Consider the following 20991-nt stretch of genomic DNA (forward strand, 5'->3'; position numbering starts at 1 on the left):
TCAGGCAAACCTAAGTTCAGCCGGGAAGCCCGGGCAAATCGCGTCGTGGTCCGAACCGTCCTTGGGTAGCCTGACGCCATGCCCGCGACCCCGCCCGCTCCGCTCACCGTCGGCTTCGACCTCGACATGACGCTGTTGGACACCCGACCGGGTATCCACGCCACGTACCTGGCGCTCTCCGCCGAGACCGGCACCCCCATCGACGCGGACCTGGCGGTCACCCGGCTCGGCCCGCCGCTGCACGACGAGATCCGCAACTGGTTCCCGGAGGAGGAGGTGGAGCAGGCCGTCGCCCGCTACCGCGAGCTCTACCGCGACCACGCCTTCGCCCCGACCGTGGCCCTGCCCGGCGCGTACGACGCCGTCGAGGCGGTCCGCGCCCACGGCGGCCGGGTCGCGGTGATCACCGGCAAGTACGAGCCGAACGCCCGCCTCCACCTGGAGCACGCCGGGCTCACCGCGGACGCCGTGATCGGCGACCTGTGGGCGGAGACCAAGGGCGCGGCGCTGCGCGAGCACGGCGCGAGCGTCTACGTCGGCGACCACCTCGGCGACATCCGGGGGGCCCGGCACGCGGACGCCGTCGCGGTCTGCGTGCCCACCGGCCCGTACAGCGCGCGGGAGCTGCGCGAGGCGGGCGCGGACGTGGTGCTGGCCGCCCTCACCGACTTCCCCGGCTGGCTCGCCGGGCACCTCGCCGGCCGGGCCTAGGGGCTCCGGACCTCCCGCGCGGGGCCTCAGGAGCCGGCGGCGCCGGTCCGGCGGCGCTGGGCGCGCGCGTTCAGCAGCAGCCCGGTCAGCGCCGCCAGGAAGCCGGCCGGCATCAGCATGCTCAGCCAGTACGCGGCCGTCGGCAGCGGCGTCAGGTGCAGGAACAGCGGGACGAAGGTGACCAGCGTGGCGAGCGCGCCGAGACCGAAGACGATCGCCCCGGCCTTGACGTACACGTCGCCGGGGTCGGCGCTCTGGCTGCTCACGTCTGCACACTCCTACGGGCCGGTCGGAACTGCCCCCAGTCTGGCAGAGCCGCCGCCGGGCGGGGCCACCGGAGCGGGCCGGTCACGTTGCGCAGTTTCCCGGCAGCTGAACGTTTTGATCCCTGTTGAGCGGGGGTATGCACGGGGTGCCGAGGGGCGCTACAGGTGCGCCCCGCGTCCTCAGACCCGGGGGTGTGAGCCGATGGACCGCGCGGAGCCGCGCCCCGGCCGTGCCAGTGCCGGGTCGCCCGTGACCGCGAGATCCCGTTCCCGCCGCCCCGACCGGGCCTCGGAACGCGGTTCCCTCGCGGGACGCGGATGAGGCAGTGACGGACGGTTAGTCTGCTCCTGACCGCGTGCCGACCGCGAACGCCCACGGCGTCGAGTCGAGGTCGGCCGCCTTTTCCCACCACCCAGTGATCCCCGGCCAGGGCCGGGATCCCTCACACCCATTCGAGGACTGTTCGAGATGCCCACCGGCCAGGTCAAGTGGTTCAACGAGACGAAGGGCTTCGGCTTCCTGTCGCGCGACGACGGCGGCGACGTCTTCGTCCACACCAAGGCGCTGCCCGCCGGTGTCACATCGCTGAAGCCGGGCCAGCGGGTCGAGTTCGGCGTGGTCGCCGGGCACCGCGGGGACCAGGCGATGGCCGTGCAGCTGCTGGAGGCGCTGCCCTCGGTGGCCGCCGCCCAGCGGCGCAGCGCCGACGACATGGCGCCGATCGTCCAGGACCTGATCACCACGCTGGACGCGGTGCTGCCCGGCCTCCAGCGCGGGCGCTACCCCGCCAAGCCGACCGGCCAGAAGCTGGCCGGCCTGCTGCGCGCGGTGGCCGACCAGTTCGACGTCTGACCAGGGCCGCAACAGGCCCTAGCTAGAACGCGAGCGCACCCGGGTCGAGCGGGGGCACCAGCCCCTCCGCGGCGGCCCGGGTGAGCAGCGCGCGGACGGCCGCGTAGCCCTCCTCGCCGAGGTCCTCGGTGAACTCGGTGACGTACAGCCCGATGTGCTGCTCGGCCACGTCCAGGTCCATCTCCTGGGCGTGCGCCAGCACGTACCCGCGGCTCGCCGCAGGGTCCGCCCAGGCCTGCCGGACGGAGGAGCGGATCGCGTCGGCGACGGCCCGCAGCCGCTCGGCGCCGAGCGAGCGCCGGGCGACGATCGCGCCCAGCGGGATCGGCAGGCCGGTCTCCCGCTCCCAGGCCTCGCCCATGTCGGCCAGGCTGTGCAGGCCGTACTGCCGGTACGTGAAGCGGGCCTCGTGGATCACCAGGCCGGCGTCCACCCGGCCGTCCCGGACGGCGGGCATGATCTCGTGGAACGGCAGGACGACGATCTCGCCGAAGCCGCCCGGCACCGCCTTCGCCGCCCAGAGCCGGAACAGCAGGTAGGCGGTGGAGCGCTCGGAGGGCACCGCGACGGTCTTCCCGGCCAGGTCGGCGGGGGAGGCGACGCCCGGCAGGGTGAGCACCAGCGGGCCGCAGCCGCGGCCCAGCGCGCCGCCGCAGGGCAGCAGGGCGTACTCCTCCAGGACCCAGGGCAGCGCGCCGTAGCTGATCTTCAGCACGTCCAGCTCGCCGCGCTCGGCCTGCCCGTTGGTGACGTCGATGTCGGCGAAGGTCACCTCGGGGGCGTCCGCCCCGGGCACCAGGCCGTGCGCCCAGGCGTGGAAGACGAAGGTGTCGTTCGGGCAGGGCGAGTACGCGACGCTCAGCCGTTCAGCCACGGCCGGCCTCCTCGATCGGGTAGGGGGTGGCGGCCAGTTCGTGGACGGGCAGGGCGGCGAAGGCCCGCTCCAGGGCGGCCAGTGCTTCGCCGATCCGCCAGGCGGCCCGGTCGCGCGGCCCCACGGGGTTGGACACGGTGCGCAGTTCGAGGGCCGGCACGCCGTACCGGGCGGCGGCCTCGGCCACGCCGAAGCCCTCCATCGCCTCGGCCGCGGCGCCCGGGTGGCGGGCGGCCAGCTCGGCGGCCCGTCCGGCGCTGCCGGTCACGGTGGAGACGGTCAGCACCGGGCCGACGACCGCGCCGAGGGCCGGCCCGAGGAGTGCGACGGCGGCGGGCGGCGGGAGGTGCCGGACGGTGCCGAAGCCCAGCTCGGCGACGTCGGCGAAGCCCTCGGGGGTCTCGGCGCCGAGGTCCGCGGCCACGATCGCGTCGGCCAGCACGGTGGCGCCGACCGGGGCGTGCGGGGCGAAGCCGCCGCCGATCCCGGCCGAGACGGCCAGCGCGTACGGGTGGGCGGCGAGCGCGGCGGAGGCGGCGGCCGCGGCGGCGGCCGGGCCGACCCCGGCGGCCAGCACGTCCACCGGCACCTCCGCACCGCGGTGCAGGGTGGCGCCGGGCAGCGGCAGCGCGGCGGACCCGCCGGGCAGGCCGCGCAGCACCGCCTCGGCCTCGGCGGCCACCGCGACGACGACGAGCAGCCGGGCCCGTGCGGGGCCCGGCCGCCCGTCCCGGCCGTCGGCGACGGCGTGCGCGGTCATCGCGGGACCGTCAGCTGTCCTGGGTGTTCAGCTGGAAGTACCAGACGGCGATCGGGTTGTCCGAGTTCTTGTCGCCCTCGACCACGGTGACCAGGGTCTTGCCGCTGGCGTTCAGCACCTTGTTGGCCTGCTGGGCACCCGACCAGGTCGGGCCCTTGGCGTACGAGAACAGGCTGAAGCGCCCGCCCTGGCCGCTGGAGCCGCCGTTGGTGAAGGCCCACCAGCCGGTGTCGGCCACGTTCGGGGAGACCCCGACACCGACCCGGTCGCTGCCCACCACGTCCGACGTGGGCAGGGTGCCGTTCTTGAGGGCCTCGGTGGCCTTGTCCTGGCACTGCTGCTGGAGGTCCTCGGTGATCGGGCTGCCGCCGTTCCAGCACAGCGGGTCCGCGGTGATCGAGGAGTTGCCGACCGTGAGGGTGGCCCGGTGGGAGCTGTGCTCGGTCTGGTCGGCGGCGATGGCGACGGAGGTGCCCACCGTGGCGGCGCCGACCACGACGACGGCGCCGAGGGCGGCGATGGCACGGGAATTGAGGCTCATGCGTCAGAATCTACCGGGCCGGGCCGATCACGCGACGCGGGGGTCGGTACCGCGTGTTGCCGCCCCGTCCGATCAGGCCACCCGGGGGGCGGACGGGCGGCGCCGCAGGCCCACCCGGACGAGCGAGCGCAGCGTCCACAGCAGCACCAGTCCGACCACCCCGGCGGCGATCGACAGCCCCAGCTTCCCGTTCAGCGGCAGCAGGATGCCGACCGCGCCGCCGGCCACCCAGGACAGCTGCATCAGGGTCTCCGAGCGGGCGAACGCCGAGGTCCGCACCGCCTCCGGGACGTCGCGCTGGATCAGCGCGTCCAGCGACAGCTTGCCCAGCGAGGCGGCCATCCCGGACACCCCGGCGACCAGGACCACCGTCACCACGCCGTACCAGAGGGCGGCCGCCGCCGTGACGCAGGTCGCCAGCAGCAGCATCGCGGTGACCGTCGCCTCCGGCCCCCGGGTGCGCAGCCAGGAGCCGAGCACCGAGCCCAGCGCGTTGCCCGTGCCGGCCGCCACCGCCACCACGCCCAGCGCCACCGTCGGCCGCAGCCCGCCGATCGGCTCCTCCCGCAGCAGGAAGGCCAGGAACATCACCAGGAAGCCGACCAGCCACTTCATCGCCGACATCGCCCGCAGCGCCAGGATCACCGAGGGGCCGACGGTGCGCAGCGAGGCCTTGACCGGCGGTGGCCGGTGGGGGATCAGGTGCGGCCCCTCGCCGTGCACCTCGGCGTGCAGGACGGCGCGCTGCTCGCCCTTGGCCGAGTCCACCGCGGGCGGCAGGTGGAAGGCCATCAGGGTGCCGATCACGAACACCAGGAAGGCGCCGCGCAGCGGCCAGCCGGGCCCGATCAGGTGCAGCAGGCCGCCGACCCCGGCCGCCACCCCGGTGGCCAGCAGCCCGGCCAGGGTGACCCGGGAGTTCGCCTTCACCAGGGACAGCCGGCTCGGCAGCAGCCGGGGCACCACCACGCTGCGCACCACCCCGTACGCCTTGGAGGCGACCAGCACGCCGAGCGCCTCCGGGTAGAGCGCGATGCCGCCGCCGACGATCACCCCGGCCATCGTCCAGGCCAGCACCGCCCGGGCCAGCATGGCCATCGCCATGGCGGCCCGGCGGCCGTGCGGCAGGCGGTCCAGCAGCGGGCCGACCACCGGGGCCAGCAGGGCGAACGGGGCCATCGTGATCAGCAGGTAGAGCGCGACCCGGCCGCGGGCCTCGCCGGTGGGCACCGAGAAGAAGATGGTGGACGCCAGCGCGACGGTGATCAGCATGTCGCCGAAGGAGTTCAGCGCGTGTAGCTCGATCAGCTTCGCGAGGCCGGTCTCGCCCGCGCCCTCGGCGGCGGTGGCCCGGCGGATCCGGCGGCCGGTGCCGTGCACCACCTTGCCGGTGCGGGCGCCGGCCGCGGAGGCGGTGCGGAGCAGGAGGTTCCGGCGGGGTTCGGGGGCCTCCTCGCCGTTCTCGCCGATCCCGGTGTCCGCCCCGTTCCCGGTGTCCGCCCCGTCCGCGACGGACGGGTCCACCGGGGCGCCGGGCGCCCCGGGGCCGTCCGCCGGCTGCGGTTCGCCCGCGCCGGGGACCTGAGGCTGCTGTCGCGGCACGGCGTCCGCCTGGTCGGGGCTGCCGGCCTGCGGGGCGCGCAGTGCGTGCTGCGACGGGTCGTGGTCCGCCACAAGCCCATCCTGCCCCAGAATCGCCGGGCCGACGCGGGACCGGCCCCCGCTCGGCGCGGCCCCCGGAACGGTCGTCTCCGCCCCGGACTGTGCCGGGGCACCGACCGGCGGGTAGCCTGCCCAGGGTCGACCCGCCGGGGCGCCGGGGCGCCGGCAGGCCGGTCGAGCGGCGCGGCCGGTACCCGAGCGGGCTTCCGGTCGCGCAGAATGGACGAGGGACACCGAGCCGCGACGGAACAGGCAACACGCCGTGGGCGACAGAAGAACTGGGAGAGAATCGACGCCGTGAGTGCTGCGATGCGAAGCCGTACCCCCGACCGGCTCTGTGCCGAGGCCGTCGAACTCGCCCGCCAGGCCGCCGAGGAGGCCGTCGGCGCGGAGGCCGTCGGGCCGCACCTGGGTGTCCAGGCCGACGCCGACCGCGTCGTCACCCACACCTTCGAGTGCCTGGACGCCGCCTACCGCGGCTGGCACTGGGCGGTCACCGTCGCCCGCGCGCCGCGCGCCAAGAACGTCACCCTGGACGAGGTCGTGCTGCTGCCCGGCCCCGACGCGGTGCTCGCGCCCGAGTGGGTGCCGTGGAGCGACCGGCTGCGCCCCGGCGACATGGGCCCGGGCGACCTGCTGCCCACCGGCGCCGACGACCTGCGGCTGGAGCCCGGCTGGACCGGCGAGGACGAGCCGGCGCCGAACTCCGCCGTCGCCCTGGCGGACGACGAGGACCTGGTCGTCACCGACCCGCACGTCCAGCCCGCCCCGGCCCGCGCCCGGATCAACGCCGTCGCCGAGGAGCTGGGCCTCGGCCGCAGCCGGGTGCTCTCCCGGCTCGGCCTGCACCTGGCCGCCGAGCGCTGGGAGAAGTCCCACGGCCCGCAGACCGCGATGGCGCAGGCCGCCCCGGCCTCGTGCGCGAGCTGCGGCTTCCTGATCCCGATCGGCGGCTCGCTCGGCCAGGCCTTCGGCGTGTGCGGCAACGAGTTCGGCCCGGCCGACGGCCAGATCGTCTCCTTCGCGTACGGCTGCGGCGGGCACTCCGAGGCGGCCGTCATCCCGGCCCCGCCGGCGCCGTCCGAGCTGATCCTGGACGAGCTGGTCGTCGAGCCGCTGCCGCTGCACCCCGACCGGGCCTCCGGGTCCGTCGAGCCCGACGCCCCGGCCGAGGAGCTCGGCCACTCCTGAGCCCGGCCGCCCCGGCCCCGGGGCCCCTTCCGAACGAACCGCCACCGCGGCCCGCACCGGTCACCGACCGGCGCGGGCCGCGGTGTTCCCGGCCCCGGCCGGGCCGCCGGCGGCGGCCGGTGGTCGGGAGCAGTCGGTGGGGCAGGGAAGAATGCCCTACGACGAACAGGGCAGCGGAAGGCGGCAGGTCCAGTGGAACCTCGGATCATCGGCAGCGGCACGGACGAGCACCTCGCGGACCCCTTCGGGAGCGCCGCGCTGCGCCGGCGGGTGCTGGACGCCTGGGCCGCCTCGCCGGCCCGGTTCCGGGAGGACGCCAACGCGGAGGAGGAGCTGGCGCTCGGCGGCTACCGGGACCGCCTGGTGGTCGAGTTGGCGCAGAACGCGGCGGATGCCGCGGTCCGTGCCGGGCACGGCCCCGGCCGGCTGCGGCTGACCCTCGCCGACGGCGTGCTGGCCGCCGCCAACACCGGCGCCCCGCTGGACGCGGCCGCCGTCGAGTCGCTGTCCACCCTGCGCGCCTCCTCCAAGCGCGGTGAGGTGCCCGCCGCGGGCCGGTTCGGGGTCGGCTTCGCCGCCGTCCTCGCCGTCACCGACGAGCCCGCCGTGCTGAGCGCCGGCGGCGGGGTGCGCTGGTCGCTCGGCGAGGCCAGGGCGCTGGCCGGGGCCCAGCCCGGGCTGGCCGACGAGCTGCGCCGCCGGGACGGCCACGTGCCGCTGCTGCGGCTGCCGTTCGCGGCCGAGGGCCCGGCCCCGGCGGGCTACGACACGGTGGTCGTGCTGCCGCTGCGGGACGCCGCCGCCGAGGACCTGACCCGCCGCCTGCTGGCCGGGATCGACGACGCGCTGCTGCTCACCCTGCCCGGCCTGCGCGAGGTCGTGGTGGAGACCCCGGAGGGCGTGCGGACGCTCACCCGGGACGCCGCCGAGCCGCGCCCGGACGGCGTCACCGAGGTCACCGTCACCGACGACGCGGGCGGCCTGCCGCGCCGGACGGTCTGGCAGACCGTCGGCACCTCCGGCACGCTCGCCGCCGAACTGCTGGCGGACCGGCCCACCGAGGAGCGCGCCCGCCCGTACTGGACGGTGACCTGGGCCGTCCCGGTCGGCCCGGACGGCGCCCCGCAGCGGCCCGCGACCGCCGCCGTGCTGCACGCCCCCACTCCCAGCGACGAGCCGGTCGGCCTGCCCGCCCTGCTGATCGCCTCCTACCCGCTGGACTCCACCCGCCGGCACGTCGCCCCCGGGCCGCTGGCCGACTTCCTCACCGAGCGGGCCGCCGACGGCTACGCCGAGCTGCTGCGCGCCCGGGGCGCCGACCTCGGCTCGCTCGGCCTCGTCCCGGCCCCGCTCGGCCGGGGCGCGCTGGACAACGCGCTGCGCGCCGCGGTGCTCTCCCGGCTGCCCGGCACGCCGTTCCTGCCGCACCCGGCGCCCGTCGAGGAGGGCACGCCCGCGCTGCGGCCGCGCGACGCGACGCTGCTGGAGGGCGCGGACGGCTCGGTGGTCGAGGCGCTCGCGCCGATCTTCCCCGGGCTGCTGCCGGCCGGCCTGGAGCGCCGCACCGAGCTGCGGGTGCTGGACGTGCGCCGGGTGCCGCTGGCCGAGGTGGTGGACCAGCTCGGCGGCCTGGACCGCGAGCCCGCCTGGTGGCGCAACCTGTACGCGGCGCTCGGCGCGGCCGACCCGGAGGCGCTCGGCGCGCTGCCCGTCCCGCTCGCCGACGGGCGGACCGTCACCGGGCCGCGGCGCGTCCTGCTGCCCTCCGAGGACGCCGACTGGGCGGCCTTCCCCGGCTACCCCGGCTCGCTGGCCGACGCGCTCGCCGCGCTCGACCTGCGGCTGGCCCACCCGGAGGCCGCTCACCCGCTGCTGGCCAGGCTGGGGGCCGGCACCGCCACCCCGGCCGGGGTGCTGGACACCCCCGAGGTGCGGGCCGCCGTCGCCCGCTCCTACGACCTGGCCGAGGAGGACCCGGACGCGGCGCTCGAACTCGCCGACGCCGTCCTGGCCCTGGTGAAGGCCGCCGCCGCCGAGCCGGGCAGCCACCCCTGGCTGGCCCGGCTGGCGCTGCTCGACGACGAGGGCGAGCCCGCCCGGGCCGGCGAACTCGTGCTGCCCGGAAGCCCGTTCGCCGCGCTCGCGCGCGAGGAGGACGCCGGCTGGGTGGACGACGAGCTGCTGGAGCGCTGGGGCCCCGAGGTGCTCGCCGCCGTCGGCGTGCTGGCCGACTTCGTGCTGGTCCGCGCCGAGGACGTGGTGCTCGACCCGGACGACCTGGAGCGGCTCGACCCCACCGCCCCGGCCGACCGCGCGGCCGGCGGGCACCCCACCGGCCTGCTGGACGAGGCGCCGGACGGGCTGGCCGAGTGGGCCGAGGACGCGCTGGAGGCGCTCCAGGCCGACGAGGCGGTAGGCGTCCCGCCGGTGGCCGCCGAGCTGCTGGCCGTGCGCGACCTCGACCTGGTGGACGACGACGCCTGGCCCCAGGCGCTCGCCGCGCTGGCCCGCCCGCCGTACCGGGAGGCCGTGGTCGCCCCGGTGCGCACCCTGCTGCCGGACGGCTCGTACGCCGACCTGCCGCCGTACACCGCCTGGTGGCTGCGCGACCACCCGGTGCTGGGGGGCCGCGAGCCGGCCGGCCTGCGCGCCGCCGGGGCCGACCCGCTGCTGCGCGGCCTGTACGACGAGGCCCGCACCACCCTGGACGAGCAGTTCCTGCACGCGCTCGGGGTGCGCACCACGCTGGCCGCGCTGCTCGCCGAGCCGCACGGGCCGGACGAGGTGCTGGACCGGATGACGGACCCGGACGCCGAGGTGGGCCACCGCCAGCTGCACGGCCTCCACACCGCGCTGGCCCGGGTGGACCGCGAGCGGATCGAGCCGCTGGACGTGGTGCGGGCGCTGCCGCCGCTGGACCCGGCCACCGGGCGCCGCCCGGCCCACACCGTGGTGGTGGACGCCACCGAGGCGGTCGTCGCCGACGCCCCCGACCTGGTCCAGCTGCTGCACCCGTACCCGCTGCTGCCGGTCGCCCCGGCCCTGGCCGCCGACCTCGCCGAGCGGCTGCACGTGTCGCTGGCCAGCGAGGTGGCGGGCGGCCGGGTGCTCTCCGAGGGCGTGCTGCACCGCGTCCCCGCGGTGGTGCGGGAGCTGCTGCCCGGCTGCCCGGTCGCCTACGAGGAGCACGAGGAGCTGCTGGTCGTCGGCCCGGACGGTGCCGAGGCGGCGGTGGACTGGCGCTGGGACACCGGCGCGGACGCCCCGGAGCCGCCGTACGAACCGGAGCTGGCCGAGGCCGCCGACGAGGACGACGAGTTCGACGTCCCGCCGGTGCCCGGGCTGCTGCACGCGGCCACCCCGGAGGGCCTCGCCGCCGGGCTGGCCTGGTCGGTCGGGCAGTGGCACCGCCGCTTCGAGGTGCTCGCCGCGCTCAGCGAGCCCGACCGCGCCTACGAGCTCTCGGCCGCCCGGGACTTCGAGGGCTGAGCCGTGCGGGCGGCCCGGAGCCGCAGGCGCCGGTAGAGGGTGACGGTGACGGTCAGCCAGACCGCGCCGAGCGTCACCAGCGCCGCGGCCTTCAGCGGGGGCGTCGGCCTGGCCGCCAGGCCGACGCCCGCCATCGCCAGGGCGGCCGCCCCGGCCGCCAGCAGCCCGCCCAGGAAGGCGGTGAACGCCTCCAGGTCCCCGTTCCCGCGTGCCATCCGGCACCCCCTCTCGGGGGTCATGCTAGGGCGTGTCAGTCCGTCCCGCGGCGCTTCATGACGCGCCACGCGACCTCCAGGGCGATGCCGCAGACCAGCGCGATGGCGACGCCCGTCAGCGGGTCGCGGAAGCCGACCAGGGAGAGCTCGAAGAAGGTCTTCAGCGGGGGCACCAGCAGGACCAGCGCGAAGGCGCCGCCCATGCTGCCGATCAGCAGCAGCCGCCACCAGTTGTACGGGCGGGCGACGATGGCGAGCACCCAGACGGCGATCAGGAAGAGCGTCAGGGTGGCCACGCTGGTGTCGGCCTTGAGGTCGGTCGCGTGGTCGGCGCGGGCGAGCGAGTACGCGACGAAGGTGCCGGTGCCGGCGATGGCGCCGCCGGGCACGGCCAGCCGCAGCACGCGCTTCACGAAGCCGGTGCGGGCGCGCTCGTTGTTGGGGGCGAGCGCGAGGAAGAAGGCCGGGATGCCGATGGTCAGCGAGGACAGCACGGTGGAGTGCCGGGGCAGGAACGGGTACGGCGAGTGGGTGAAGATCACCAGCAGCGCCAGCAGGACCGAGTAGACGGTCTTCACCAGGAAGAGCGAAGCGACCCGCTCGATGTTGCCGATCACCCGGCGGCCCTCGGCCACCACCGACGGCAGCGTGGCGAAGGAGTCGTTCAGCAGCACGATCTGGGCGACCGCCTTGGTGGCGTCGGAGCCGGTGCCCATCGCCACGCCGATGTCGGCGTCCTTGAGCGCCAGCACGTCGTTGACGCCGTCGCCGGTCATCGCCACGGTGTGGCCGCGGGACTGCAGTGCGCCGACCAGCCGGCGCTTCTGCTGGGGGGTGACCCGGCCGAAGACGCTGGTCCGGTCGGCGGTCTCGGCGAGCTCCTGCGGGTCGCTCGGCAGGGTGCGGGCGTCGAGCGGGTGGTCGGCGCCGGGCAGGCCCAGGTGGGCGGCCACCGCGCCGACCGAGACCGCCGCGTCGCCGGAGATGACCTTGGCCCGGACCTGCTGGCCCTCGAAGTAGCGCAGGGTCTCGGCGGCGTCCGAGCGCAGCCGCTGCTGGAGCACCACGAGGGCGAGCGGGGTGAGGCCGTCCGCCGGGTCGGGGGAGTCCAGCGGGGCGGGGGTGCGGCCCAGCAGCAGCACCCGCAGGCCCTGGGAGCCCAGCTCGTCCACCTCGGCCAGGGCCGGGTGCCCGGTGGGCAGCAGCACGTCGGGCGCGCCGAGCAGCCAGCTGGCCTCGCCGCCCTGCGGCTCCAGCAGCTGCACGCCGCTCCACTTGCGGGCGGAGGAGAAGGGCATCGCCTCGATCACCCGCCAGCCGTCGTGGCCGGAGCGGTCACCGTCGTCGCCGCGCCCGTACGCGTCGATGACGGCCTGCATGGACGGGTTGGGGCGGGAGTCGGCGCCGGCCATCACGGCCAGCGCGTGCTGGACGGTGTCCCGGTCGACGGCGGCGGGCTCCCCGTTCGAGAGCACCCGCAGGTCGATCACGTCCATGCCGCCCTCGGTGAGGGTGCCGGTCTTGTCGAGGCAGACGGTGTCCACCCGGGCCAGGCCCTCGATCGCCGGGAGCTCCTGGACCAGGCACTGCTTGCGGCCGAGCCGGACCACGCCGATCGCGAAGGCGACCGAGGTCAGCAGCACCAGGCCCTCGGGGACCATCGGCACGATGCCGGCCACCATGCGCCGGACGGCCTCCTGCCAGTCCCGGCCCTCGACGGCCAGCTGGCTGATGATCAGACCGAGGGCGGTGGGGACCAGCAGGTAGGTGATGATCCGCAGGATGCTGTCGATGCCGGTGCGCAGCTCCGACTTGACCAGGGTGAACTTGCTGGCCTCCTCGGCGAGCCGGGCCGCGTAGGCCTCCCGGCCGACCTTGGTGGCGGTGAACGCGCCGGCGCCGGCCACCACGAAGCTGCCGGACATCACGTGGTCGCCGGGCTGCTTGAGGACCGGGTCGGGTTCGCCGGTGAGCAGCGACTCGTCGATCTCCAGGCCGTCGGCCTCGGTGACCTCGCCGTCGACGATCACCTTGTCGCCGATGCCGAGCAGCACGGTGTCGTCGAGGACGATCTCGGAGGCCCCGACCTGCCGGGCGGCGCCGTCCCGGCGGACCTGGGGGCGGGCCTCGCCGATCAGGGCCAGGCTGTCCAAAGTCTTCTTGGCGCGCAGCTCCTGGATGATGCCGATCGCCGTGTTGGCCACGATGACCAGGCCGAACAGACCGTCCTGGATCGGGCCGACGATCAGGATGATCCCGAACATCACGCCGATGATCGCGTTGAAGCGGGTGAAGACGTTGGCCCGGACGATCTCCCGGGTGGACCGGCTGGACCGTACCGGGACGTCGTTGACCTGGCCCTTCGCGACCCGGTCGGCCACCTCGGCGGCGGTCAGGCCGCCGCGCCGGCCGGGCAGCAGGCCGAGTGGGTGGGCTCCGTCCGGGCGGTCTGCGGCGGCCGGCTGCTCTTCCGCGGGCTGGTCAGGCTGCGTCATGGCACCGACTCTACGGGCGCCTTATGTCCGGTGCGTGCTACTAAAGGACTATTCAGCCCGACTGGGTGGCCGGATTCTGACCGTCGTCCAGGGGTGTCCGTTCGGCGGCGGGCCCGTCGGCCGCCTCGGCGGCGCGGCTGCGGGCGATCGCGTCCCGGCGGGCACGGCAGTACCAGAGGCCGAGCAGGCCGAGCAGGCCGCCGGAGAGGCAGATCCACGGCCAGGTGCCGTGGCCGTGCGCCGAGAGGGTGCCCTGGAAGGGCAGCAGGGCGAGGAAGGCGACGAACCACAGCGCCGTGCCGCCGCCGACGATGGCGACGTCGTTGGCCTCCAGCGGAGGGGGCGAGGGGTGCAGTGGCGTCTTGGGCATGGGCCTAGCGTACGGTGCCCGGGGGCGGCTTCGCGGGCGCCGTCACGCAGTGTGCGCTCTACGCGCGAAGATAGCGCGTGTGCGATCCGGAAACCATACTGAGGGCTCCGCGCCCGGCCACCGTCGCCCCGGGCGTCACCCCCCTCTCCTCAGCTCCCCCACAGAGGACGCACGCATGCCTGTGGTCCAGCCGACCACCGAGTCGCCCGAACCCGCCGACGCCGCGCCGAAGCCCCCCACGAGCGCCGTCGACCGCTTCTTCCGGATCAGCGAGCGAGGCTCCACCCTGCCGCGCGAGATCCGCGGCGGTGTCGCCACCTTCTTCACCATGGCGTACATCCTGGTGCTGAACCCGATCATCCTGGCCAGCGGCACCGACATCACCGGGGCCCACCTGGACAGCGGGCAGCTGGTCACCGCCACCGCCCTCACCGCGGGTCTCACCACCCTGCTGATGGGCGTCATCGGCAACGTCCCGATCGGCCTGGCGGCCGGCCTCGGCGTCAACACGATCGTGGCGCTCCAGCTCGCCCCCAAGATGACCTGGCCGGACGCCATGGGCATGGTCGTGCTGGCCGGTTTCGCGATCATGCTGCTGGTCGCCACCGGGCTGCGCGAGCGGGTCATGAACGCCGTCCCGCTCGGCCTGCGCAAGGCCATCGCGATCGGTATCGGCCTGTTCATCAGCCTGGTCGGCCTGGTCGACTCCGGCTTCGTCAGCCGCATCCCGGACGTCGCCCACACCACCGTCCCGCTCCAGCTCGGCGGCAACGGGCACCTGCTCGGCTTCCCGGTGCTGATCTTCGTGGTCGGCCTGGTGCTCACCCTGGTCCTGCTGATCCGCAAGGTGCCCGGCGCCATCCTGATCAGCATCGCGGCCTCCACCGCGCTGGCCGCGGTCATCGACAAGGTGGCGGACGTCCCGGCGCTCAAGTGGGGCCTCACCGTCCCGTCCTGGCCGGGCAACCCGGTCTCGGCGCCGGACTTCGGGCTGGTCGGCAAGGTCAGCCTGTTCGGCGGCTTCGAGAAGGTCGGCGTGCTGACCGGCCTGCTGTTCGTCTTCACCGTGCTGATGTCGTGCTTCTTCGACGCGATGGGCACCATCCTCGGCGTGGCCGACGAGGCCCACCTGCTGGACGGGAAGGGCGACCTGCCCGGCATCAACAAGGTCCTGATGGTCGACGGCATCGCCACCGCGGCGGGCGGCGCCACCTCGGCCTCCGCCAACACCTGCTTCGTCGAGTCCACGGCCGGCGTCGGCGAGGGCGCCCGGACCGGCTTCGCCTCGATCGTCACCGGGCTGCTCTTCGTGGTGGCGCTCTTCCTCACCCCGCTCGCCACCATGGTCCCGGCCCAGGCCGCCACCCCGGCCCTGATCACCGTCGGCTTCCTGATCCTGGCCAACTCGATCAAGGAGATCGACTGGGCCGACTACACGATCGCGATCCCGGCCTTCCTGACCATCGTGATGATGCCGTTCACCTACAGCATCACCAACGGCATCGGCATGGGCTTCATCGCCTTCTGCGTGCTGCGGGCGGCCGCCGGCCGCGGCCGCGAGGTCCCCGTCCCGATGTACGCGGTGGCGGCGGTGTTCGCCTTCTACTACCTGATGCCGGCCTTCGGCCTGCTCTGACGCGGTACGGCCGCACCCGGCCCCGCCCTCCCGCTCGGGAGGGCGGGGCCGCGGCGTTCCCGGGGCGGCTCAGTGGACGCAGAACTCGTTGCCCTCCGGGTCTGCCATGACGGTCCAGCTGCCGCCGGGCTCGTCGACGCGCCGGAGGGTGGTGGCGCCGAGGGCTTCCAGGCGGGCGACGGTGGACTCGCGCAGGCCCGGGCCCGGGTGGACGTCGAGGTGCAGCCGGTTCTTGCCCTGCCGGGGCTCGGGGACGGCCTGGAACAGGACGCGGCGGCCGAGGCCGGTGTCCGAGGCAGGGTCGTACGGGTCCTCGGGGTGGCGCACGGCGGCCAAGGTGCGCCAGGCCGGGCGGCCGTCCACCTCGGTGACGGCCTCCGGGCCGACCGCCCCGGCGGCGAGCAGCCGGGTGACCAGCGCGCCGTGGTCCTCCAGCGCGTACTCCAGGGCGGCGGCCCAGAAGGCGGCCTGGCGGTGCGGGTCGGTGCAGTCGATGACGAGCTTCCAGTGCAGCGGCATGTAACCGTTTCTACCGGTTACCGGTGACAGCGGGCAACGCCGTTCCGTCGGAAGTTGTCAAGAATGCACTCGTGTAGGCGAGTTGACGGTGGGAATACTGGCTGGACGGAGAAGGGGGAGGGGACTCGACCGATGGTGCAACAGGATCCGCCGGGGGGCGTCGAGGCGCAGCTGCTGCCGGAGCTGTTCTGGACGACGGACAAGGCCGCGCTGGACGGCCAGCGCGAGACGCTGCGCTGGCACCGCGGGCTGATCGCGATGCTGGTGGTCGCCGCCGTGATCGGGTCGTTCCCGGGCCCGGAGGACAGGGACCGCTTCGACGTGTGGCCGCTGTTCTCGGTCGCCGCCTTCCTGGTGGCCGGCTACTTCTGGTCCCGGCTGCGCCGCGGCAACCCGCAGGGCCGCTGGTACCAGGCCAGGGCGGCGGCCGAGTCGGTCAAGACGCTGGCCTGGAAGTACACCGTGCGGGCCCGGCCGTTCGACGGCGAGGCCGAGTCCGCGGACGTCGACCGCGGCTACCTGCTCCAGATGGAGGACGTGCTGCGGGCCTTCGAGGACCCGGAGATCGTGCCGCCCGGCAGTGCCGCCGAGATCACCCCGGAGATGCGCCGGCAGCGCGCCGGGAGCCTGACCGCCCGGCGCACCCTGTACCTGCGCACCCGGGTGGAGGGCCAGCGCACCTGGTACCGGTCCCGGGCGGAGGCCTGCGACTCGCAGGCGGTCTCCTGGGGGCTCGGGGTCGCGGCGCTGATCATCGTCGGCGCCGCGGCGGCCGTCGCCCAGGCCACCGGCGCGCTGCCGGTGCACCTCTTCGGCGCGACCTCGGCCGCGGCCGCGGCGATCATCGCCTGGACGCAGCTCAAGCAGCTGGGCCCGCTGGCCTCCGCGTACCAGCTGGCCGCCCGCGAGCTGGAGAACGTCGGCAACCAGCTGTCCGACCTCGACCCCAGGGCGCCGGACGCCGAGACGCGCTGGGCCCGGCTGGCGGCCGACGCGGAGGACGCCGTCTCCCGGGAGCACACCACCTGGCGGGCCCGCCGGGCCTTCCCGCGCTGAGGGCCCGGGCGCGCACCGGGGGCGGGAGGGTACTCGACGGCGGCGGGGACTTGGGGAGATCCGGCGAAACGCGGGGCACGGGTGTGCGGGGAGCGTGAGAGTAGGGCGCCGATGCACGGGCCGTAATCATTACGTGTCCATGCCCTGGTTGCATCGCCTGCGCGCGACCCCAGTTCCCGCCGGAGGCCCTCCTTGCGCATTCTCCTGATCGCCAGCGCGTTCAACAGTCTGACCCAGCGCGTCCACACCGGGCTGCGCGAGCGCGGCCACCGGGTCGCGGTCCAACTCGCCCTCGGAGACGAACAGATGAGGGCGGCGGTGGCCCGCACCGACCCCGAGCTGATCATCTGTCCGATGCTCACCAAAGCCGTCCCGCAGGACATCTGGTCCACCCGGACCGTCCTGATCGTGCACCCCGGGCCCAAGGGCGACCGCGGCCCCTCCTCGCTCGACTGGGCGATCACCGAGGGCGCGGAGCGCTGGGGCGTCACCGTCCTCCAGGCCGTCGAGGAGATGGACGCCGGCGACATCTGGGCGTCCGTCGGGTTCCCCGTCCCGGCCTGCGGCAAGAGCGAGCTGTACCGCGGCGAGCTCGCCGACGCCGCCGTGGAGGCCGTCCTGCTGGCCGTCCAGCGGTACGAGGACGGGGCGTTCACCCCCGAGCCGCTGGACTACTCCCGGCCGGACGTGCAGGGCGTCCCGCGGCCCCTCCTGCGCCAGGAGGCCCGCCGGATCGACTGGGAGCGGGACGACACCGCCACCGTGCTGCGCAAGCTGCGCGCCGCCGACTCCCAGCCCGGCGTCCTGGACGAGCTGTACGGACGGGAGTTCTTCCTGCACGGCGGCCACCCCGAGGACGAGCTGCGCGGCCCGGTGCCCGGCGCCGTGCTGGCCACCCGGGACGGCGCGATCTGCCGGGCCACCGTGGACGGCGCGGTGTGGATACCCCAGCTGCGCCCGCGCCGCACCCCCGGCGGGCCGGCCACCTTCAAGCTGCCGGCCGCCACGGTGCTCGCCGACGAGCTGTACCGGGTCCGCGAGGTGCCGGTGAGCCCGGAGCAGGCGGCCCGCCGGGACACCTGGTCGGAGCTGCGCTACCACGAGCAGGGCGACGTCGGCTTCCTCGAGTTCGCCCACGCGGGCGGGGCGGTGAGCACCGAGCAGTGCCGCCGGCTGCTGGCCGCCTACCGGGAGGCGGCCGAGCGGCCGACCTCGGTGCTGGTGCTCGGGGCGCCCCGGGACTTCTTCTCCAACGGGATCCAGCTCAACGTCATCCAGGGCGCGGCCTTCCCGGCGCTGGAGTCCTGGGAGAACATCAACGCGATGGACGACTTCGTCGAGGCGGTGCTGACCACGACGGACAAGGTGACGGTGGCGGCCCTGGCCGGGAACGCGGCGGCGGGCGGGCTGATGGCGGCGCTCGCCGCCGACGAGGTGTGGTGCCGGGAGTCGGCGGTGCTCAACCCGCACTACCGGCTGATGGGCCTGTACGGCTCCGAGTACTGGACCTACACCCTGCCGCGCCGGGTCGGGGCCGAGCAGGCCGAGCGGCTGACCACCGAGGCGCTGCCGGTCGGGGCCGACCACGCCCGCCGGATCGGCCTGGTGGACCGCACGGTCGGCGGGGACGCGGCCGGGTTCCGGCGCTGGGTGGCGCGCGAGGCGGCCCGGATCGCCGCCTCGCCGGAGCTCACCGGGCGGCTGGTGGAGAAGAAGCGCCGCCGCGCGGCCGACGAGGAGGCCAAGCCGCTGGCCGCCTACCGGGCGGAGGAGCTGCGCCGGATGCACGCCAACTTCTACCGGGCGGGCGAGCCGTACCACGCGCTGCGGCGGGACTTCGTGCACAAGGTCTGCCCGGTGGCCACGCCGGAGCACGTGGCGGGGCTGCTCGGGCGGCCCGGGGAGCCGCGGCAGACGCCGTAGCGGCGGGGGCGGGTGGCGCCCGGCCGGGGTGGGGGGCCCGGCCGGACGCCCGTTCTTGGCTCCGCTCCCGCTCCCGCGCCCGGCGTCAGCGCCGGGCCGATCCGCCCACCGGCCGCCGCCGGGGCGGGGCCGGCGGGCCGTCGGGGCCGCCCGGGGTGCGCGCCGCCCACGCGGGAGCCTCGGGGGCGCGCGGGGGCAGCGGGGCGGCCGGACCGGCCAGCAGGGGCCGGGAGTCGGGCCGGCTCGGGGAGACGGCGAAGGCCAGCGAGCCGAAGAAGACGTAGCAGCCGAGGCCGACCCCGAGCGGGAAGACGAACTGGAGCGCCATCACGCCGTCCTCGGTGGAGCGCGAGAAGTCCGGGTGCACGGAGAGCGCCGCCATGCCGGTGTAGTGCATCGCGCAGACCGCCACGCCCATCACCGGCGCCGCCGCCAGGACGGCGAGGGTGCCCCGGATGTTCAAAGCGGCCCAGAGCGCGGCGGTGGCCGCGACCACGGCGATCGCCACCGAGGCCGCCACGGTGGGCCGGTCGTAGCCGAGCCGGCCGGGCAGGACCATCGCGGCCATGCCCAGGTAGTGCATCGCGGCGACCCCGAGGCCGGTGGTCAGCCCGCCGACCAGCAGGGCCGGGACGCGCCGGCGCCAGTACCCGACGGTGAAGAGCCCGACGCCGACCACGGCGACGGCCACCGCCAGGCTGAGCACGGTCAGTCCGGGCCGGTAGCTGATCTCCAGGCCGGTCACGGAGAAGCCGAGCATCGCGATGAAGTGCATGGACCAGATTCCGGCCCCGAGCGAGGTCGAGGCGAACAGCAGCCAGACGGCCCGGGTGCGGCCCTTCGAGACGAGGGCCCAGCGGGCGCTGCGCAGGGCGACGAAGGCACCGAGGCAGGCGACGAAGTACGAGACCGCCGGTGTCACCCAGCCGTGGTCGGCATGGTGGATCTCACCCAATGGAGCTCCCTGGAGGAGGGTTGAGGGCACCGGGACACGGGCGGGCGCGGTCGGCCGGGGAGGCGCGTGGGCGACGGGCACCGGAGCGGGATCGCGGTCCCGCACGGGCGGGCCTGGCGTGTGGTGCCCCTGACAAGTGGGGAGGTTAACCACTTGTCCCCCGTCGCACAACGTTCGTGTTTTTGGTGAAGTCCCAGGTCAGGATGGGCCTTTACGCCGCCTGCATGATCCCGGCACCAACCCCTGACACCGCCTGCGCATCAGCCCGGGGGCCTTGGTGCTTACTCCAACGGGGCTAGCCCGAACGGGTGGCCGGCCGGGTCGATCAGCACCCGCAGCGTGCGGCCGTGCTGGTAGGCGGGCTCGGTGGCGCCGAGCGCGAGGGCCCTGGCGGTGGCCTCGTCCAGGTCGTCGACGTAGAAGTCGAGGTGGAAGTGCTTGCTGCCGTCCGGCTCCGTCCACGGCTCCGGCCGGTAGTCCGACACCCGGCCGAAGCCGAGCGGGCTGCCGCCCTCCGGGTTGTCCAGGATCGCGAAGTGCTCGTCCGCGTGCCTGGTCTCCCAGCCCAGCAGCTCGCCGTAGAACGAGGCCAGCGCGACCGGGTCGGCGCAGTCGATGGTGACCATGGCGAGGCGGGCGAAGCCGGTGTCGCCGGGCGCGGACCGCTCGGACGGCTGCGGCCGTTCGGGCCGCTCGGACTGCCGGGACTGCTCGGTGGCGACGTCGGACATGGCGGGTCGGCCCTTCTGGGAGTGGGGAGCGGGGCCCAAGACCCAATATGGCACCGGCGCGACCCCTCGGCGCGGCGGCGGATCCCATTTTCCTTAGCGTAAGTAATGACGTAAGCTAAAGAGATGCCCGAGATGTCCGAGCAGGACCTCGCAGCGATCAGTCAGCTGCGATCGTCCACGATGCGCCTCTCCCGACGACTCAAACACCAGCGGGTGGAGGAGTCGCTGAGTCCCACCGAGATGGGAGTGCTGGGCACCCTCGCCCGGTGCGGGAAGGCGACGCCGGGTGAGCTCGCCCGGAAGGAGCACGTGCAGCCTCCTTCGATGACCAGGATCGTCGCGATGCTGGAGGAGAAGGGGCTGGTGCGGCGCGAGCCGCACCCGGAGGACCGCCGCCAGGTGGTCGTCAGCAGCACCGAGCAGGCCGAGACGATCCTCGCGGAGAGTCGCCGGCGCCGGAACGTCTGGCTCGCCGAGCTCGCCCAGGGGCTCGACGAGGAGGAGTGGGCCGTCCTCAGGCAGGCCGCGCCCGTGCTCTACAAGCTCGCACACCTCTAGGCACACCCACCCCGGCAGGCCGCCGGGAGACGAAGGAGCACCGCATCACCGCAGGACCGACCACAGACACCAGGAGCGGGGCGGCCCCCCCCCAGGCCCGCGCGCCCCCAGGGGGGACCACCCGGACACCCCCCGCCCCCCCCCCCCCCCCCCCCCACCCCCCCCACCCACCCACCACCCCCCCCC

At 75.2% G+C, this 20991-nt stretch carries 19 protein-coding genes; 8 read left to right on the plus strand and 11 right to left on the minus strand.

The annotated features are described in order from the left end of the window. The first annotated feature begins 78 nt into the window (after positions 1-78). Positions 79-711, plus strand: coding sequence for an HAD family hydrolase (locus tag ACH5AR_RS29175; RefSeq protein ID WP_396304515.1), 633 nt, complete (start codon positions 79-81; stop codon positions 709-711). 26 nt (positions 712-737) lie between these two features. On the opposite strand, the gene ACH5AR_RS29180 is transcribed toward ACH5AR_RS29175, so the two are convergent. Then, the gene (locus ACH5AR_RS29180; protein ID WP_396304516.1) at positions 738-977 is read right to left on the minus strand and encodes a hypothetical protein; all 240 of its coding nucleotides are present in this window, start codon (positions 975-977) and stop codon (positions 738-740) included. 469 nt (positions 978-1446) lie between these two features. On the opposite strand from ACH5AR_RS29180, the gene ACH5AR_RS29185 reads away from it, so the two are divergent. Next, the gene (locus ACH5AR_RS29185) at positions 1447-1830 is read left to right on the plus strand and encodes a cold-shock protein (protein WP_396304517.1); all 384 of its coding nucleotides are present in this window, start codon (positions 1447-1449) and stop codon (positions 1828-1830) included. 22 nt (positions 1831-1852) lie between these two features. On the opposite strand, the gene ACH5AR_RS29190 is transcribed toward ACH5AR_RS29185, so the two are convergent. The 4 genes from ACH5AR_RS29190 to ACH5AR_RS29205 form a co-directional block, all read right to left on the minus strand. After that, positions 1853-2704 (minus strand): 1,4-dihydroxy-6-naphthoate synthase, encoded by an 852-nt coding sequence (locus ACH5AR_RS29190; RefSeq protein WP_396304518.1) that lies wholly within the window; start codon positions 2702-2704, stop codon positions 1853-1855. Next, the gene (locus tag ACH5AR_RS29195) at positions 2697-3464 is read right to left on the minus strand and encodes a futalosine hydrolase (RefSeq protein ID WP_396304519.1); all 768 of its coding nucleotides are present in this window, start codon (positions 3462-3464) and stop codon (positions 2697-2699) included. Before ACH5AR_RS29195 ends, ACH5AR_RS29190 begins: the two co-directional genes overlap by 8 nt. Positions 3465-3474: 10 nt before the next feature. Continuing rightward, complete coding sequence (locus tag ACH5AR_RS29200; protein ID WP_396304520.1) at positions 3475-4005, minus strand: hypothetical protein; 531 nt, start codon at positions 4003-4005, stop codon at positions 3475-3477. 72 nt (positions 4006-4077) lie between these two features. Continuing rightward, positions 4078-5475 carry an MFS transporter gene (locus ACH5AR_RS29205; RefSeq protein ID WP_396304535.1) on the minus strand — a complete coding sequence of 466 codons (1398 nt, stop codon included), beginning with the start codon at positions 5473-5475 and terminating at the stop codon, positions 4078-4080. A gap of 501 nt (positions 5476-5976) precedes the next feature. Here ACH5AR_RS29205 and ACH5AR_RS29210 point away from each other — a divergent pair. After that, positions 5977-6858: a DUF3027 domain-containing protein gene (locus tag ACH5AR_RS29210; protein WP_396304536.1), complete on the plus strand. Its 882-nt coding sequence runs from the start codon at positions 5977-5979 to the stop codon at positions 6856-6858. 192 nt (positions 6859-7050) lie between these two features. Next, a complete protein-coding gene (locus tag ACH5AR_RS29215) occupies positions 7051-10347 on the plus strand; it encodes a sacsin N-terminal ATP-binding-like domain-containing protein (RefSeq protein ID WP_396304521.1) in 3297 nt (1098 codons plus the stop codon). Here ACH5AR_RS29215 and ACH5AR_RS29220 read toward each other — a convergent pair. Genes ACH5AR_RS29220 through ACH5AR_RS29230 form a run of 3 tightly spaced genes read right to left on the minus strand, consistent with a single transcriptional unit; the run spans position 10311 to position 13427 of the window. Beyond that, positions 10311-10562 (minus strand): hypothetical protein, encoded by a 252-nt coding sequence (locus ACH5AR_RS29220; RefSeq protein WP_396304522.1) that lies wholly within the window; start codon positions 10560-10562, stop codon positions 10311-10313. The two genes, ACH5AR_RS29215 and ACH5AR_RS29220, sit on opposite strands and share 37 nt — an antisense overlap. A gap of 35 nt (positions 10563-10597) precedes the next feature. After that, positions 10598-13057: an HAD-IC family P-type ATPase gene (locus tag ACH5AR_RS29225; RefSeq protein WP_396304523.1), complete on the minus strand. Its 2460-nt coding sequence runs from the start codon at positions 13055-13057 to the stop codon at positions 10598-10600. A gap of 52 nt (positions 13058-13109) precedes the next feature. Continuing rightward, complete coding sequence (locus ACH5AR_RS29230; protein ID WP_396304524.1) at positions 13110-13427, minus strand: DUF2530 domain-containing protein; 318 nt, start codon at positions 13425-13427, stop codon at positions 13110-13112. Positions 13428-13602: 175 nt separating this feature from the next. On the opposite strand from ACH5AR_RS29230, the gene ACH5AR_RS29235 reads away from it, so the two are divergent. After that, the gene (locus tag ACH5AR_RS29235; RefSeq protein ID WP_396304525.1) at positions 13603-15063 is read left to right on the plus strand and encodes an NCS2 family permease; all 1461 of its coding nucleotides are present in this window, start codon (positions 13603-13605) and stop codon (positions 15061-15063) included. Between the two features lie 69 nt (positions 15064-15132). On the opposite strand, the gene ACH5AR_RS29240 is transcribed toward ACH5AR_RS29235, so the two are convergent. Further along, positions 15133-15582: a VOC family protein gene (locus ACH5AR_RS29240; RefSeq protein WP_396304526.1), complete on the minus strand. Its 450-nt coding sequence runs from the start codon at positions 15580-15582 to the stop codon at positions 15133-15135. A 132-nt stretch (positions 15583-15714) separates the two neighbouring features. Between ACH5AR_RS29240 and ACH5AR_RS29245 the strand changes: the two genes are divergently transcribed. After that, complete coding sequence (locus tag ACH5AR_RS29245; protein WP_396304527.1) at positions 15715-16638, plus strand: DUF4231 domain-containing protein; 924 nt, start codon at positions 15715-15717, stop codon at positions 16636-16638. 192 nt (positions 16639-16830) lie between these two features. After that, complete coding sequence (locus ACH5AR_RS29250) at positions 16831-18561, plus strand: hydrogenase maturation protein (RefSeq protein WP_396304528.1); 1731 nt, start codon at positions 16831-16833, stop codon at positions 18559-18561. An 85-nt stretch (positions 18562-18646) separates the two neighbouring features. Here ACH5AR_RS29250 and ACH5AR_RS29255 read toward each other — a convergent pair whose 3' ends face one another. Together ACH5AR_RS29255 and ACH5AR_RS29260 are read right to left on the minus strand one after the other, a co-directional pair. Beyond that, positions 18647-19516, minus strand: a complete 870-nt coding sequence (locus tag ACH5AR_RS29255; RefSeq protein ID WP_396304529.1) for an MHYT domain-containing protein — start codon at positions 19514-19516, stop codon at positions 18647-18649. A gap of 281 nt (positions 19517-19797) precedes the next feature. After that, the gene (locus ACH5AR_RS29260; protein WP_396304530.1) at positions 19798-20247 is read right to left on the minus strand and encodes a VOC family protein; all 450 of its coding nucleotides are present in this window, start codon (positions 20245-20247) and stop codon (positions 19798-19800) included. Between the two features lie 123 nt (positions 20248-20370). Between ACH5AR_RS29260 and ACH5AR_RS29265 the strand changes: the two genes are divergently transcribed. After that, positions 20371-20805, plus strand: a complete 435-nt coding sequence (locus ACH5AR_RS29265; protein WP_396304531.1) for a MarR family winged helix-turn-helix transcriptional regulator — start codon at positions 20371-20373, stop codon at positions 20803-20805. The last annotated feature ends 186 nt before the right edge of the window (positions 20806-20991 follow it).

The sequence above is a fragment of the Kitasatospora sp. NPDC018619 genome, assembly GCF_044391605.1.
Classification (GTDB): Bacteria; Actinomycetota; Actinomycetes; order Streptomycetales; family Streptomycetaceae; genus Kitasatospora.